The organism is Streptomyces sp. NPDC002817 (assembly GCF_053592055.1).
Genome location: NZ_JBSFUY010000003.1, coordinates 287,900 through 302,690 on the forward strand (window position 1 = coordinate 287,900; position 14,791 = coordinate 302,690).

Annotated in this window: 13 protein-coding genes and 1 tRNA gene; 6 read left to right on the forward strand and 8 right to left on the reverse strand. The window is 69.9% G+C overall.

Annotation, left to right across the window (positions count from 1 at the left end; all coding sequences use genetic code 11):
- Nucleotides 1–57: 57 nt before the first annotated feature.
- The 6 genes from pknB to ACWD3I_RS07370 all read right to left on the reverse strand — a co-directional run bounded on the left by pknB (nt 58) and on the right by ACWD3I_RS07370 (nt 8,262).
- Complete coding sequence (pknB, locus tag ACWD3I_RS07345) at nt 58–2,079, reverse strand: Stk1 family PASTA domain-containing Ser/Thr kinase (RefSeq protein WP_365393513.1); 2,022 nt, start codon at nt 2,077–2,079, stop codon at nt 58–60.
- Nucleotides 2,080–2,248: 169 nt separating this feature from the next.
- Nucleotides 2,249–3,724 carry a penicillin-binding transpeptidase domain-containing protein gene (locus tag ACWD3I_RS07350; protein WP_365393515.1) on the reverse strand — a complete coding sequence of 492 codons (1,476 nt, stop codon included), beginning with the start codon at nt 3,722–3,724 and terminating at the stop codon, nt 2,249–2,251.
- Nucleotides 3,721–5,163, reverse strand: coding sequence for an FtsW/RodA/SpoVE family cell cycle protein (locus ACWD3I_RS07355; RefSeq protein WP_365393517.1), 1,443 nt, complete (start codon nt 5,161–5,163; stop codon nt 3,721–3,723). Before ACWD3I_RS07355 ends, ACWD3I_RS07350 begins: the two co-directional genes overlap by 4 nt.
- Before the next feature lie 27 nt (nt 5,164–5,190).
- Nucleotides 5,191–6,762, reverse strand: coding sequence for a Stp1/IreP family PP2C-type Ser/Thr phosphatase (locus ACWD3I_RS07360; protein WP_365393711.1), 1,572 nt, complete (start codon nt 6,760–6,762; stop codon nt 5,191–5,193).
- Nucleotides 6,763–6,860: 98 nt separating this feature from the next.
- Complete coding sequence (locus tag ACWD3I_RS07365; RefSeq protein WP_266824712.1) at nt 6,861–7,373, reverse strand: FHA domain-containing protein FhaB/FipA; 513 nt, start codon at nt 7,371–7,373, stop codon at nt 6,861–6,863.
- 10 nt (nt 7,374–7,383) lie between these two features.
- A complete protein-coding gene (locus ACWD3I_RS07370; RefSeq protein WP_451084044.1) occupies nt 7,384–8,262 on the reverse strand; it encodes an FhaA domain-containing protein in 879 nt (292 codons plus the stop codon).
- A 474-nt stretch (nt 8,263–8,736) separates the two neighbouring features.
- On the opposite strand from ACWD3I_RS07370, the gene ACWD3I_RS07375 reads away from it, so the two are divergent.
- Nucleotides 8,737–8,820: transfer RNA gene (locus ACWD3I_RS07375), tRNA-Leu, on the forward strand.
- A gap of 103 nt (nt 8,821–8,923) precedes the next feature.
- Here the strand turns inward: ACWD3I_RS07375 and ACWD3I_RS07380 are convergent.
- Complete coding sequence (locus tag ACWD3I_RS07380; RefSeq protein ID WP_365393521.1) at nt 8,924–9,577, reverse strand: FMN-dependent NADH-azoreductase; 654 nt, start codon at nt 9,575–9,577, stop codon at nt 8,924–8,926.
- A 109-nt stretch (nt 9,578–9,686) separates the two neighbouring features.
- On the opposite strand from ACWD3I_RS07380, the gene ACWD3I_RS07385 reads away from it, so the two are divergent.
- The 5 genes from ACWD3I_RS07385 (at nt 9,687) to ACWD3I_RS07405 (ending at nt 13,568) form a co-directional block, all read left to right on the forward strand.
- Nucleotides 9,687–10,046, forward strand: coding sequence for a winged helix-turn-helix transcriptional regulator (locus ACWD3I_RS07385; RefSeq protein WP_365393523.1), 360 nt, complete (start codon nt 9,687–9,689; stop codon nt 10,044–10,046).
- Nucleotides 10,047–10,204: 158 nt separating this feature from the next.
- A complete protein-coding gene (locus ACWD3I_RS07390) occupies nt 10,205–11,638 on the forward strand; it encodes a DUF2252 domain-containing protein (RefSeq protein ID WP_365393525.1) in 1,434 nt (477 codons plus the stop codon).
- 28 nt (nt 11,639–11,666) lie between these two features.
- Entirely contained in the window at nt 11,667–12,140 is a 474-nt protein-coding gene (locus ACWD3I_RS07395; RefSeq protein ID WP_365393527.1) for a hypothetical protein, read from the forward strand.
- 46 nt (nt 12,141–12,186) lie between these two features.
- A complete protein-coding gene (locus ACWD3I_RS07400) occupies nt 12,187–13,032 on the forward strand; it encodes a J domain-containing protein (protein WP_266890019.1) in 846 nt (281 codons plus the stop codon).
- A 188-nt stretch (nt 13,033–13,220) separates the two neighbouring features.
- Nucleotides 13,221–13,568: a rhodanese-like domain-containing protein gene (locus ACWD3I_RS07405; protein WP_365393529.1), complete on the forward strand. Its 348-nt coding sequence runs from the start codon at nt 13,221–13,223 to the stop codon at nt 13,566–13,568.
- Between the two features lie 20 nt (nt 13,569–13,588).
- On the opposite strand, the gene ACWD3I_RS07410 is transcribed toward ACWD3I_RS07405, so the two are convergent.
- Nucleotides 13,589–14,722 (reverse strand): acyl-CoA dehydrogenase family protein, encoded by a 1,134-nt coding sequence (locus ACWD3I_RS07410; protein WP_365393531.1) that lies wholly within the window; start codon nt 14,720–14,722, stop codon nt 13,589–13,591.
- Nucleotides 14,723–14,791: the final 69 nt, after the last annotated feature.

Here is a 14,791-nt window from a genome sequence, read left to right on the forward strand (position 1 = left end):
GAACGAAAAGTCCCGGAACTACTTGAGTTCCGGGACTTTTCGTTCAGGGCAGGCGGCTCAGCCCTCCGTGCGGGCCGCCGTTCCGGTGGTTCCGCCGAAGAACGTGCCGCCGTTGCCGTTGCCGCCGTTGTTGTTGCCGCCGACACTGACCGTCGTCAGGGTGATCGTGGTGCCTGCCGGATCGTCGACCTCGTTGTCCGCGTCCGGGTCCTGGTCGGAGACGAACGCGGTGTCGCTCTGGTCGCTGCCGTTGGCGAACTGGATGTTGGTGAAGCCCTGGGCCTGCAGGATCTGCTTGGCCTGCTGCACCGTCCGTCCGACGACGTTCGGGACCTTGGCCTTCTCGGACTTCTTGCCGAGGTGGATCGTCACCGTCGAGTTCTTGTCGACCGAGGAGCCGGCCGTCGGGTCGACGCTGATGACCTTGTTGACGAGGTTGTCGTCCTCGGTTTCCGTGTCGGTGACGCAGTTGCCGGTGAGGTTGCTCTCCGTCATCCGGGCCTTGGCCTCATCGCAGCTCAGGCCGCTGACGTCCGGGACGGTCGACTTCTGGATCTCGGTGGCGACGGTGAGGGTGATCTCCGTGCCCTTCTCGACTTCCTTGCCGAAGACCGGGTTCTGGTCGAGGACGGAGCCCGTTTCCTCGGTGGACTCCTTCTCCTTCTTCTTGACCTTCAGTCCGTAGTCGTCGCCCTCGAGCTTCGCCTTGGCGTCGTCGAACTGGTCGCCGATGACGCTGGGGACGGTGACCTTCGGGGCGCCCGTCGAGACCACCAGTTCGACGGTCGACTGCTTGTCGACCTTGATGTTGGGATCCGGATTCTGGGTGCAGACGTTGCCCTTGGGCTGGTCCTCGCAGGTCTTCTTGGTGATCGACACCTTCAGATCGCTGTTCGTCGCCATGCCCTGGGCGCTTTCCTCGGTCTCACCGATGAAAGTCGGCACCGCCACCTTGTCGTCCGCGCTGTTGTTCCCGCTGAACGCCCACTTCCCGATCAGGATCGCGCCGATCAGAACCAGCACGGCCGCGACGACCAGCAGGATCGTCGAGGTGTTGTTCTTCTTCGGCTGGCGCCGTCGGTCCGGGCGGTCGTCGTAGCCGTAGCCGTCGTCGCCCGGGTTCATGGGCGGGAGCATCGACGTGGCGCCGGCGTCCGCGGAGCGCAGGGCGGTGGTCGGCTGGTCGTCCGGGTAGGCGCCGTAGCCGACCGAGCCCATCGCCGCGGTGGCCGCCACCGGCTGGCCGTCGAGGCACGCCTCGATGTCGATGCGCATCTCGTCGGCGGACTGGTAGCGGTAGTTGGGGTCCTTGACCAGGGCCTTGAGGACGATGGCGTCCATCTCGGGCGTGAGCTCGGGGTCGAAGACCGACGGGGGCTGCGGCTCCTCGCGGACGTGCTGGTAGGCCACGGCGACGGGGGAGTCGCCCACGAAGGGCGGACGTACCGTCAGGAGCTCGTAGAGGAGACAGCCCGTCGAGTACAGGTCGGAGCGCTGGTCGACCTGCTCGCCCTTCGCCTGCTCCGGCGAGAGGTACTGGGCCGTGCCGATGACCGCCGACGTCTGGGTCATCGTCATGCCGGAGTCGCCCATGGCGCGGGCGATGCCGAAGTCCATGACCTTGACCTGGCCGTTGCGCGTGAGCATGACGTTGGCCGGCTTGATGTCGCGGTGGACGATGCCGGCCCGGTGGGAGTACTCCAGGGCCTGGAGGATGCCGATCGTCATCTCCAGCGTGCGCTCCGGCAGCAGCCTGCGGCCGGAGTGCAGCAGCTCACGGAGCGTGGAGCCGTCGACGTACTCCATCACGATGTACGGGATCGAGACCCCGTCGATGTAGTCCTCGCCCGTGTCGTAGACCGCGACGATCGCGGGATGGTTGAGCGAGGCGGCCGACTGGGCCTCCCGGCGGAACCGGGCCTGGAAGGACGGGTCGCGTGCGAGGTCCGCGCGCAGCGTCTTCACCGCCACGGTGCGGCCGAGCCGGGTGTCATGCGCGAGGTAGACCTCCGCCATGCCACCACGGCCGAGCACCTGGCCCAGCTCGTACCGGCCGCCGAGGCGACGCGGCTCTTCCATAGCTACCTACCAGCCCTCTCCGTCGGTCCCGACCGGCACTGGTGTGCGGTCGGAGGCTGCCGTCCGGGCCTACCGTACCCGGCTGGCTTTGTGTGACCTGGCCAAGCCCGTCACCCGATACAGGACCGGTATCGCAACGTGCACCGATGTGAAGGGGACGTGATCGGGGTCACTTGTTGGAGTTGATGACCGCCTCCATCACGCTCTTGGCGATGGGGGCCGCGAGGCCGCTGCCGGAGATGTTCTCGCGGACCGCGTCCTCGTCCTCGACGACCACGGCCACGGCGACCGGCTTGCTGCCGTCGGCGAGCTTGGCATACGAGATGAACCAGGCGTACGGGTTCTTGCTGTTGTTCTCGCCGTGCTGGGCGGTGCCGGTCTTGCCGCCGACCGTGACGCCGCCGCCGATCTGGGCGGTCTTGCCGGTGCCCTTCTCGACGACCGTCTCCATCATCGACTGCAGGATCTGCGCGTTCTTCGCCGACAGCGGCTCGCTGTACTTCTCCGGGTCGGTCTTCTCGATGACGTCGACATTGCTCGCCTGGAGCTCGTCGACCATGTACGGCTTCATGAGGGTGCCGTCGTTGGCGACCGCGGAGGCGACCATGGCCATCTGCAGCGGGGTGGCGGCGGTGTTGAACTGGCCGATGGAGGACAGGGCGACCTGCGAGGGCTCCATGTCGTCGGAGAAGACGGAGGCGCTGGAGCGGACCGGCGTGAACTGCTCCTCGGTGAAGCCGAACTTCTTAGCCTCTTCCAGCATCTTGTCGTTCTTGAGGTCAGCGCCGATCTTGCCGAAGACGGTGTTGCAGGAAACCCGCAGCGCCTCACGGAGCGTGGCGTTCTTGCAGGGGATGTTGCCCTCGTTCTTCAGCTCGGTCGTGGTGCCCGTCATGACCCAGGGCAGCGGCGAGTCCGTCTTCTCGTCGGCGTCGGAGTACAGGCCGTTCTCCAGTGCCGCGGCCGCGGTGACGACCTTGAAGGTGGAGCCGGGCGGGTAGACCTCGCGCAGGGCCCGGTTGAGCATCGGGTCGTCGGGGTTGTTCTTCTTGTCGAGGGCCTTCCAGGCCTTCTCGTCCGACTCGCCGCCGCCGGCGATGGTCCCGGGGTCGTACGACGGGTAGGAGGCCATCGCCAGGATCTTGCCCGTGGACGGCTCAAGGGCGACGACCGCCCCCTTGCCGCGCTTGGCGAGGCCCTCGTACGCGGCCTTCTGGGCGGCGGCGTTGAGGGTGGTGACGACGTTGCCGCCTTCCTTCGCCTTGCCCGTGATCATGTCGAGGGTGTTGCGGAAGAAGAGCCGGTCGTCGTTGCCGGTGAGGATGCCGTCCTCGAGGTTCTCCAGCTGGTTGGCGCCGTAGGCCTGCGAGACGAAGCCCGTGACGGGCGCCCACATCGCGCCGTCCTTGTAGGTGCGCTTGTACTTGAAGTCGCCGGTGGTCGTCTCTTTGTGCCCGGTGATGGCCTTGCCGTCGACGATTATGTCGCCGCGCGGGGTGGCGTACCGCTCGATGGCGACCCGGCGGTTGTCGGTGTCGGTCCTCAGGTCGTCGGCCTTGACGTACTGGAGCCAGTTGTCACGGATGAGCAGGGCCATGACGAGGAGGCCGCAGAAGATCGCGATCCGGCGCAGGGGCTTGTTCATGACGGGCGGACCACCTGGGTCATCTCGGCGTCGGGGCTGGGGGCGGGCGCGGGCGCCGGACGGCGTGCGGTGTCGCTGATGCGCAGCAGGATGCCGATCAGGGCCCAGTTGGCGATGACGGACGAACCGCCGTAGGCCACGAACGGCAGCGTCATACCGGTCAGCGGGATGAGGCCCATGACACCGCCGGCCACGACGAAGACCTGGAGGGCGAAGGCGCCGGACAGGCCGACGGCCAGCAGCTTGCCGAACGGGTCGCGGGCCGCGAGGGCCGTACGCACACCGCGCTCGACGATCAGCCCGTAGAGCAGCAGGATCGCCATGACGCCTGCCAGGCCGAGCTCCTCGCCGAACGTGGCGAGGATGAAGTCGGAGTTGGCGGCGAAGCCGATGAGGTCGGAGTTGCCCTGGCCGAGACCGGTGCCGAGGGTGCCGCCGGAGCCGAAGGCCCACAGGGCCTGCATGGACTGCTCAGTGTGGCCCGCGACACCCTGACGGGAGAGCGTGTACTCCTTCATCGGGTCGAGCCAGGCCTGGACGCGCTGCTGGACGTGCGGTTCGAAGCTGGCCACGCCGACCGCGCCGGCCGCGGACATCAGCAGACCGAAGACGATCCAGCTGGTCCGCTCGGTGGCGACGTACAGCATGATGATGAACATCCCGAAGAACAGCAGGGATGTACCGAGGTCGGTTTCGAAGACCAGGATGAGGATCGAGATCATCCAGACGACGATGATCGGGCCGAGGTCGCGGCCGCGGGGCAGGTACAGGCCCATGAAGCGGCGGCTGGCCAGCGCCAGGGCGTCTCTCTTGACCATGAGATAGCCGGCGAAGAACACCGCTAGGGCGATTTTCGCGAACTCACCGGGCTGGACCGTGCCGAGGCCCGGGATCTTGATCCAGATCTTGGCGCCGTAGATGTTCGCGCCGAGTCCCGGCACGAGCGGCAGAACCAGCAGGAACAGCGCGCCGGCCATCGAGATGTAGGTGTAGCGCTGCAGGACGCGATGGTCCTTCAGGAAGACGAGCACGGCCACCAACAGGGCGACGCCCAGCGCGGAGTAGAGCAGCTGGCGCGGCGCGGCCTCGACGTAGAGAGGGCTCTGCTGGAGCCGCTTCGACTGGTCCAGACGCCAGATGACGACCAGGCCGAGCCCGTTCAGCAGGGTGGCCAGCGGCAGCATCAGCGGGTCCGCGTACGGCGCGAATTTCCGTACGACGAGATGGCCGACGCCCGCGAGCAGGGCGAGGCCGAGGCCGTAGCCCAGCAGGCCGGTGGGCAGCTCGTCGTTGATGGCGAGGCCTACGTTGGCGTAGGCGAACACCGGGATGACCACGGCGAACACCAGCAGCGCGAGCTCGGTGTTGCGTCGGCTCGGTGTGCCGATCGAGCCGATCGTGGACGTGTGGTGCGTCGACGTGTTGGAAGTACTGCTCATCGTGTGACAGGGCCTCTCACGGCTTGCCTACTGCGTACCGCACTGCCCGACGACCTGCTTCTCTTCGTCCGAGAGGGTGGGGCCGGGGGTGGGAGTGGGCGCGGTCGGGGAGGCGGAAGCGTTCGGGGACGGTGAGGTCGTGGTGGACGGGGTCGGTGAGGCCTTGGACGTGAGGGAGGTCTTGGTGGTTCCCGTGGTGCCTCCGGCCTCGCCCTCGCCGGTCTTGGAGTTCTGCTCGCTCTCGGCGGCCTGCTGCTCGGAGCGCTTCTTGCACGCGGAGGCCTGGAGCTTGAGCTCGTCGATTTTCTTCTGGGCGGTCTTGAGGTCGCCTTCGGCGATGGTGCCCTCGACGAGCTTCTGCTGGTACGGCGGCAGGTACTTGAGTTCGATCTCGGGGTGGTCCTTCTCCACCTTCGACAGCGACACCCAGGCCAGGTCCTGGCTGATGCCCCGGTACAGCGCCACGTGCTCGTCGTTGGTGGCCACGTAGTACTGGGTCTGGGTCCAGCGCCAGCCGCCGTAGAGGCCGCCGCCGACGACGGCGAGCGTGAGGGCGATGTAGAAGGATCTCTTCAGCCACTTGCGGCCCTTGCGGGGCTTGACGAAGTCCTCGTCGCTGTAGTCGCCGAAGCCGTCGGTGGGGATGAAGCCGGTGACGTCGCCGGAGCCGGGCGGGCCGAACTGTCCGCCCCCGCCCTGTCCGGGCACCTGGCGGCCTAGCCCGGAGGCGCGGCCCGCGGGGGTCTGCATGATGCCGTTGTCGTGCAGTTGGTGCTGCTGGTTCTCGGCGACCGCGCCGACGACGACCGGGGTGTCGGAGAGCTGCCCGGCGAGGGTGTCCCCGGTGTCCAGGTCCAGTACGTCGGCGACGATGACCGTGATGTTGTCGGGGCCGCCGCCGCGCAGGGCGAGCTGGATCAGCTCCTGCACGGTCTCCTGGGGGCCCTGGTAGCTGGCGAGGGTGTCCTCGAGCGTCTGGTGGGAGACGACCCCGGACAGTCCGTCGGAGCAGATCAGGTAGCGGTCGCCGGCGCGGACCTCGCGGATGGAGAGGTCGGGCTCGACGTGCTCGCCGCTGCCCAGCGCGCGCATCAGCAGGGAGCGCTGCGGGTGGGTGGTGGCCTCTTCCTCGGTGATGCGGCCCTCGTCGACCAGGCGCTGCACCCAGGTGTGGTCCTGTGTGATCTGGGTGAGGACGCCGTCGCGGAGCAGGTACGCGCGCGAGTCGCCGACATGGACGAGGCCGAGGCGCTGGCCGGTCCACAGCAGGGCGGTGAGCGTGGTGCCCATGCCCTCGAGCTGGGGGTCCTCCTCGACCAGGGAGCGCAGTTGGTCGTTGGCGCGCTGGACGGCGGTGCCGAGGGAGGTGAGGACGTCGGAGCCGGGTACGTCGTCGTCGAGGGCGACGATGGTGGAGATGGCCTCGGAGGAGGCGACCTCACCGGCGGCGGCGCCGCCCATCCCGTCGGCGATGGCGAGCAGGCGTGGACCGGCGTATCCGGAGTCCTCGTTGCCCTCCCGGATCATGCCTTTGTGCGATCCGGCGGCGAAGCGCAGTGACAGACTCATGCGCACCTCGCCCGTCGGCTCCGGATACATCCGCACGGTGCCCACCCTCCGGTCGGGAGCGCGCCGGGGCCCGGGGTGGGGGCCCACTCCGCGTGCTCGCTCCGCTCGCGCCTATTCATGATGTAGCACTACTTCCGCAGCTCGATGACGGTCTTGCCGATGCGGATCGGCGCGCCCAGCGGAATCGGTGTGGGGGTCGTCAGACGACTCCGGTCCAGATAGGTGCCGTTGGTGGACCCGAGGTCCTCGACGATCCACTGGCCGTCCCGGTCCGGGTAGATCCTGGCGTGCCTGCTGGAGGCGTAGTCGTCGTCCAGCACGATGGTGCTGTCGTGCGCCCGGCCCAGGGTGATGGTCTGGCCCTGGAGCGCGACGGTGGTGCCGGTGAGGGTGCCCTCGCTGACGACCAGCTTGCTGGGGGCGTTACGGCCGCGGCGGCCGGCGGCGGGCTGCTGGCGCTGCTGCGGGGGCGCCTGTTGGCGCTGGGCCTGCTGCGGCCGGGCGGCCTCTCGCCTGGCCCCCCGCTGGGTGACACGCGTACCGAACAGGTCGCTGCGGATGACCTGTACGGCCACGATCACGAACAGCCACAGTACGGCTAGGAAACCCAGCCGCATGACCGTCAGGGTCAGCTCTGACATTGCCCCCGCTTCACCCTTCGGCTTGCCGGTAAATGATGGTGGTGTTGCCCACGACGATCCGCGAGCCGTCGCGGAGCGTAGCGCGGGTGGTGTGCTGCCCGTCCACCACGATGCCGTTGGTGGATCCGAGATCCTGGACGGTCGAGGGCGTTCCGGTCCGGATCTCACAGTGCCGGCGGGAGACGCCGGGGTCGTCGATCCGCACGTCGGCCTCGGTGCTGCGACCCAGCACCAGCGTCGCGCGGGAGATCTGGTGGCGGGCGCCGTTGATCTCGATCCAGTGGCGGGTGCGTCCGCCTGCCGCGGCTGCGGGAGCGGGTGCGACAGGGGGCCGCTGGCCGCTCGCGGGCTGCGGGTATCCGTAGGCGCCGGGGCGGCCGCCGGGCGGCGGCGCGGCCGGCATGGGCGGGGCGCCCGGGGCTCCGGCGGGAGCCCCGGCCGACGCGGAGCCGTAGCCGCCGGGGGCCGCGGGCCGGCCCGCCGGGGCGGCCGCGCCGGGGGCCTGCTGGTCGGTGGAGGAGGCGAGCGTGCGGCTGCGCACCCGGTACAGGCCGGTGTCGAGGTCGTCGGCCTTCTCCAGGTGGACCTTGATGGGGCCCATGAAGGTGTAGCGCTGCTGCTTGGCATAGTCGCGCACCATGCCGGCGAGCTCGTCGCCGAGCTGGCCGGAGTACGGGCTCAGGCGCTCGAAGTCCGGTGTGCTCAACTCCACGATGAAGTCGTTGGGGACGACCGTGCGGTCGCGGTTCCAGATGGTCGCGTTGTTGTCGCACTCGCGCTGGAGTGCTCCCGCGATCTCCACGGGCTGTACCTCGGACTTGAACACCTTGGCGAAGGTGCCGTTGACCAGACCTTCGAGGCGCTGCTCGAACTTCTTCAGGACTCCCATGGGGCACCTCCTCCGTAGCTGCTGCCGTCCTGCACCCCGCAGAGCGGGTACTGCCTTACCTGGTACTGCTTACTGATCGTATCCACGCGCCGGTCAATCGGCTGGTTCCCCCTGTCGGCCTCGTCGACAGGTGTCGACGCCTCCGAAGTTCCCTGTGGAGCTCCTCTTCGAACTCCCCAGGCCGACTCCTCCTGTCAAGGATCGTAGAGGTGGCCGCAGACAAGTGTCCCGCACCTGACTGTGGACCCCGACCGGCTCCTGGGGAGACGGGCGGTACCGGTACGAGGTTGATACGTGAACAGACACGTGTTGATACGTAGCCGGAAGGACGGTGGGTTGGTGCGGGATGTCTACGGCCCTGGTGAGCGGCTGCCCCTCGATAAGGGATGTGAACCCACCCCTGCCCGCGTGCTAATGTTCTGGGTGTCGGAAGGCGCCAGCCCCAAGGGGAAAAAGCCCGAAGACACACCCAATGCGCGGGTGGCGGAATAGGCAGACGCGCTGGATTCAGGTTCCAGTGCCCGCAAGGGCGTGGGGGTTCAACTCCCCCCTCGCGCACAGCTGAAAGCCCCGTAGGTCTCAGACCTACGGGGCTTTTGCGTTGCCCTCCGGGCGCTGTCTGCCGTGAGGACAATCACACGGCGTGGTCCCGGCTGGAGGCCTACGCGGCCACGCGCTGGGCGAGGTGCTTCGCCCTGGTCTCCGCGTCCTGGTGGGCACGCGCGTGGGAGGCCTCGTAGAGGGGGACCAGTTCGGTCATCGCCGGGTTCTGCGGGGCCATGGTCAGCTCCGGGACGATGAAGTCGACGTCCAGGGCGAGGGAGTCGCCGAGTACCGCCTGCAGGTAGTTCTGCACGTACTCGAAGCCCTCGCGCGGAGTGCCCGGCGCGTAGGAGCCGCCGCGGCTGGCGACGACGGTGACCGGGGTGCCGGTGATCTTCGAGTCCTCGGTCAGGAAGGTGCGGCCCACCAGCATCACGTTGTCCAGCCAGGCCTTGAGGGTCGAGGGGATCGCGAAGTTGTACATCGGGGCGCCGATCAGCACGGCGTCCGCCCCCTCCAGCTCCTCGATCAGCTGCACGCGAGCGTGGAAGGCGGCGGCCTGCTCGGGGGTGTGCGTGGCGGGATCGGAGAAGCCGGCGATGTGGGCGTCGGCGGTGATGTGCGGCACGGGGTCCGTGGCGAGGTCGCGGTAGATCACCGTGCCCTCGGGGTGCTGCTCCTCCCAGGTCCTGCGGAAGGCGTCCGTGACGGAGCGGGACGAGGAGGCGCCGTGGGGGAACACGGAGGAGTCGATGTGCAGCAGGGTGGCCATGGGGATCTCCTGAGGAGCGGTGCGTGGCTAATAGTTCGTACACAGCTATTGATAACACAGGGACTTACTTTTTTTCATCCCCATACGTGAGCGCAGTACCCTGAAGGGCATGACGGTCGAGGAGAGTCACGGCACGGAGGCGTGCAAGCAGGTGGACGACGGGATCACCCGTGTCTTCCAGTTGCTGGGGAAGCGCTGGACCGGGCCGATCGTGGCCGTCCTGACCCCGGGGCCGGCGTACTTCGTCGACCTGCGCCGGGCGATTCCCGGCATCAGCGAGCGGATGCTGTCCGACCGTCTCACCGAGCTCGTCTCCGCGGGGCTCGTGCTGCGCGAGGTCGCCGAGGGGCCGCCGCTGCGGGTGTCGTACCGGCTGACGGCGGCCGGGGCGGCGCTGGAGCCGGCGTTCGCGGAGCTGAAGCAGTGGGCACAGCAACACTTGCCGGAGGGGCCCGCGAGCGGGTGCTGAGGAACTCCGGCGCGGGGCGGGTGCCAAGGAGAGCGGCTGCGGGGACGGTTTTCCACAGCCATGGGGTTGTCCACAGGGTCTGACGCGTTTCGGCCACCGGCTGTACGGTCTGCACGAGTTGATGTTCGGGCGCGTGCATGGTCGGAGAGGCGGTCGCAATGACCGAGGTCGGGGTGGAGGCTTCTGGCGAGGTTTCCGTGGGCGTGGCGCGCAAGCTGCCGCGGGCGCGGGGCTTCGCCGAGTGGCCGGTGCAGGGGTCGCCCAAGCAGGAGGGCAAGGCGCTGCGCAAGCGGGTCCCGCGTGGTGCGCACACCGCGCTCGACCTGGACGGCTCGCGGCCCGACGCGGTGAGCGCGGTCGAGGAGTCCAGCCGCGACCGCATCCCCGGACTCACAGCGCTACGCGTCGGGCGGATGGCGGCCACGCCCTTCGCGTTCCTGCGCGGCTCGGCGGGCCTCATGGCCTACGACCTGGCGCGCACCCCCATGACCCGGATCCGCGCCCAGATCTGCGGCGACGCCCACGCGGCCAACTTCGGTCTGTACGGGGACGCGCGCGGCGATCTGGTCATCGATCTCAACGACTTCGACGAGACGGTCCAGGGCCCCTGGGAGTGGGACCTCAAGCGGCTCGCGGCCTCGCTGGTGCTCGCAGGCCGGGAGGCGGGCGCGGACGAGGAGACCTGCCGCGGTGCGGCGCACGGCGCGGTGGGCGCCTACCGCCGCACCATGCGGCTGCTGGCCAGGCTCCCGGTGCTGGACGCCTGGAACGCCATCGCGGACGAGGAGCTCGTCTCCCACACCGACGCCCACGATCTCGTCGGCACGTTGCAGCGGGTCTCCGAGAAGGCGCGGGCCAACACCAGCGGACGGTTCGCGGCGAAGTCGACCGAGCAGACCGACGACGGCGGGCGCCGCTTCGTCGACGCCCCGCCGGTGTTGCGGCGCGTGCCGGACGCGGAGGCCGCGGCGGTGGCCGGGTCCCTGGAGGAGTACCTGGAGTCGCTCTCCGAGGACCGTCTTCCGCTGCTGTCCCGGCACTCGGTGCACGACGTCGCGTTCCGGGTCGTCGGTACGGGCAGCGTCGGTACACGGTCGTACGTCGTGCTGCTCCTCGACCACCGCGGTGAGCCGTTGGTGCTCCAGGTGAAGGAAGCCCGCCCCTCGGCGCTGCTGCCGCACCTGGTGACCGCCGGGTTCGAGGCGCCCGCCGTCGAGCACGAGGGCCGCCGGGTCGTCCTCGGGCAGAAGCGGATGCAGGTCGTCAGCGACATCCTGCTGGGCTGGACGTCGGTGGAGGGACGGCCGTTCCAGGTACGGCAGTTCCGCAACCGCAAGGGCAGCGTCGACCCTGCGGCGCTCGCCGCCGACCAGATAGACGACTACGGACGTATGACGGGGGCGCTGCTGGCCCGCGCCCACTCGCACAGCGCCGACCCGCGCCTCGTGGCCGGGTACTGCGGCAAGAGCGAGGAACTGGACGAGGCGATGGCCGCGTTCGCCATGGCGTACGCCGACCGTACGGAGGCGGACCACGCGGAGCTGGTGGCGGCGGTGCGGTCGGGGCGGCTCGCGGGGGAGATGGGGGTGTGAGGGGCTTGCGGCCGGTGGGGGGTCTTCGGTGAGGTACGTGGATCTCGACGGGCGGGACGGGGACATCACGGGAATCGTCGACCCGCGGCCCTACCTCGCGAAGCTGCCCGAGTTCGCGGAGAAACTCCCGCCGGGGGCACGCGCCTTCGCCACCGACCCGGGCCACTACGCGTTCTCCGGCAGGCGGTGTGTGAAGGATCTCAAGCCGCAGCGGGTGCGGCGCCTGGGGGACGAGGAGATCGAGATCCGGTTCGGCCACAACTGCTGGAAGCACGACGAGGACCTGGTCGTTCGGTACGAGGGGGTCTCGCGGTTCCAGGTGGATGTCCTGGACGTCTGCGACGTGGCAGCGCTGGGGGACGTGATCCTCGACGAGGTGCTGCCGCACGACGGGGGCTGCACCCATGAGGTGGTGTGCCGGCCGGGGACGCTGCTCGTCGCGTGCCGGGACCTCGCGGCGCAGTGGGTGGCGGCGGATTGCCCGGATGCGCGCGAGGGCTGACACCGGCCGTCCGAGGGCCGACCCGGCCGTGGCCTACGCTGGTCGGGTGACGACCCCGGAAGCTGAGCAGGGTGGTGTCGCCGGCGGGACGCGGGCGGCGCCCGAGGAAGGTGCGCCCCGGCCCGAGGAGCGGCTGGAGCGGGCCGTGCGGGCCGCCGAGCAGGCGCTGATCGAGTACGAGATCGCGGTGGAGACCTTCCGGGTCGAGGTCGAGAACTTCTCCCGGCTGCACCACCAGAGACTCGGCCCGATGTACACCCGGCTCGACGAACTGGACGCCCAGATCGCCGAGGCCACGGCCGAGCGCACCGGTGACCCCGAGGACCGGCGCAAGGCGGACGAGGCCCGTGCCCGGGTGATGCCGATGCCGGCGGTGGAGGAGCTGTTCCACGGCTGGATGGACGGGGACGGGCTGTTCCCGGAGGCCGTGGCGATGCTCACGGAGCAGCCGGTGCGGCCCCCGCAGCGGGTACGGCCCAGCGACGAGGCCCGCAAGCTCTACCGCGAGCTGGTCCGCAAGGCCCACCCCGACCTGGCGCAGGACGACACCGAGCGGGCGCGGCGCGACGAGTTCATCACCCGGGTCAACGCCGCCTACGCCCGCGGTGACGAGACGCTGCTGCGGGAGCTGGCCGAGGAGTGGGCCGCCGGGCCGAAGCCGCCGGAGCAGGGGCCGACGCCGAGCGAGGAGCTCTACGCCCGCCTCGAGTGGCTCGCCCAGCGCAAGGAGCTGCTCAGTGTGGTCGCGCGGGAGCTGGAGGAGAGCGCGATCGGGGCGATGCTGCGGCTGGCCCCGGACGACCCCGACCGGCTCCTGGAGGAGATCGCCGAGCAGCTGCTGGCGCAGCTCGCGGAGCGGGAGCGGGAGCTGGCGGAGCTGCTCGGGCAGTAGGCGGGCCGTTCGCCGGGCGGGCTGGGTGGACTTCGGGTGTCGGCGCGGTGGGTGCGGATCCCGAGGGCGCAGGGCTCGGATGCCAGCGCGATGTGCGTGGGTCCGGTGGCCGCAGGGCTCGGGTGTCGGCAGGTGCGTGCGGGTCCCGTGGCTGGGGGGCTCGGGTGTTGCTCAGGTAGCCTCGGGCCATGAGTTTCGGAGCTTCCCTGCCCTCGGTCGACGTCGCCGGTGTTCCGGCCGACGGTCTCGTTGTGGATGTCCGTGAGGCCGACGAGTGGGCCGCGGGGCACGTCGAGGGTGCGCTGCACGTGCCCATGAGTGACTTCGTGGCCCGGTTCGGCGAGGTGACCGAGGCGGTGGCGGAGGGTCGGCGGGCCTTTGTGATGTGCCGCGTCGGCGGTCGCTCCGCGCAGGTCACCCAGTACCTGGTCCAGCAGGGCATCGACGCCGTGAACATCGACGGCGGCATGCTGGCCTGGGACGGCGCCGGCCGCCCCATGGTCACGGACAACGGTTCGCCGGCGTTCGTCCTCTAGGGCAGGTGCCCGGGCGCGTGTCAGGCCAGAGGGTGCGCCGCCAGCAGGTCGCCCAGCGCCTCCTCATGGGCGGCGGCCGGGCCGAGCGAGAGTTCCAGGTGCTTGGCCCAGGCGTGGTACCGGTGCAGTGGGTAGTCGATGTCGGCGCCGAACCCGCCGTGCAGATGCTGCGCCGTCTGCACGACCCGCCGTACGCCCTCGGAGGCCCAGATCTTCGCGACGGCGACCTCACCGGAGACCGGCAGCGCGCCCTGCGTCCCGGAGCCGGTCCGCCAGGCCGCCTGCCACAGCGTGGCCTCCATCGCCTTCAGATCGATGTAGCGGTCGGCGGCCTGCACGGCGACGGCCTGGAACGTGGCGACCGGGAAGCCGAACTGCTCCCGCTTGCTGGTGTATTCACTGGTCATCCGCAGGACCTGACGGCCCAGGCCGAGCGCCTGCGCACACGTGCCGACGGTCAGCAGATGCCGTAGCGACTCCCACGCGCCGTCCGCGTCGACGATGTCCCGGGCCGTGATCCGCGCCGACTCCAGCCGTAGTTCGCCGAGCCGCTCGCCCGTGGTGGAGAGCTGCTCGGCGAGGGCGACCCCTTCGCCGGCGGGTGCGACCAGCGCGAGCACGGTCTGCCCGGCCGCCGTGTGCGCGGGTACGACGATGCGGTCCGCGTCGAACGCCCACGGCACCGCCGTCTGCACGCCGTCCAGGATCCACTCCGCGCCCTCCTGCCGTGCGGTCACGGCGAGTTCGGCGGGGTCGTGGCCGGTACGGCCGCTCGAGGCGACGGTCAGGACGACCTCGCCGCGGCCCGCCCGGGCGAGCAGGCCGGACCTCGACTCCTCGGTGCCATGGGCCTGTACGGCCGCCGCGGCAGCGCTGCTCTCCAGCAGCGGCACCCGCGCCAGCACCTTCGCCGACTCGGCCAGCACGAGGCACAGCGCGACCGCGTCCAGACCGGCCCCGCCGTACTCCTCCGTCAGCAGCAGGCTCAACAGGTCCGCGTCGGCGAGTCGGCTCCACAGCTCGGTGTCGAACGTGTCGGCGACGGCGCCCGTGGCGAGCGCGGGGCTCGGCACCCCGTCCGGCGCGACCCCGGCGAACACACCCCGTGCCGCCTCTGCCGCCGCCTGCTGCTCCTCGGTGAAGGTGAAGTCCACGGTCCCTGTCCTCCCGACGCGTCAGCCGATCGACGGGTGAGCCGATCTGACGGACCGTCAAGATAGAAC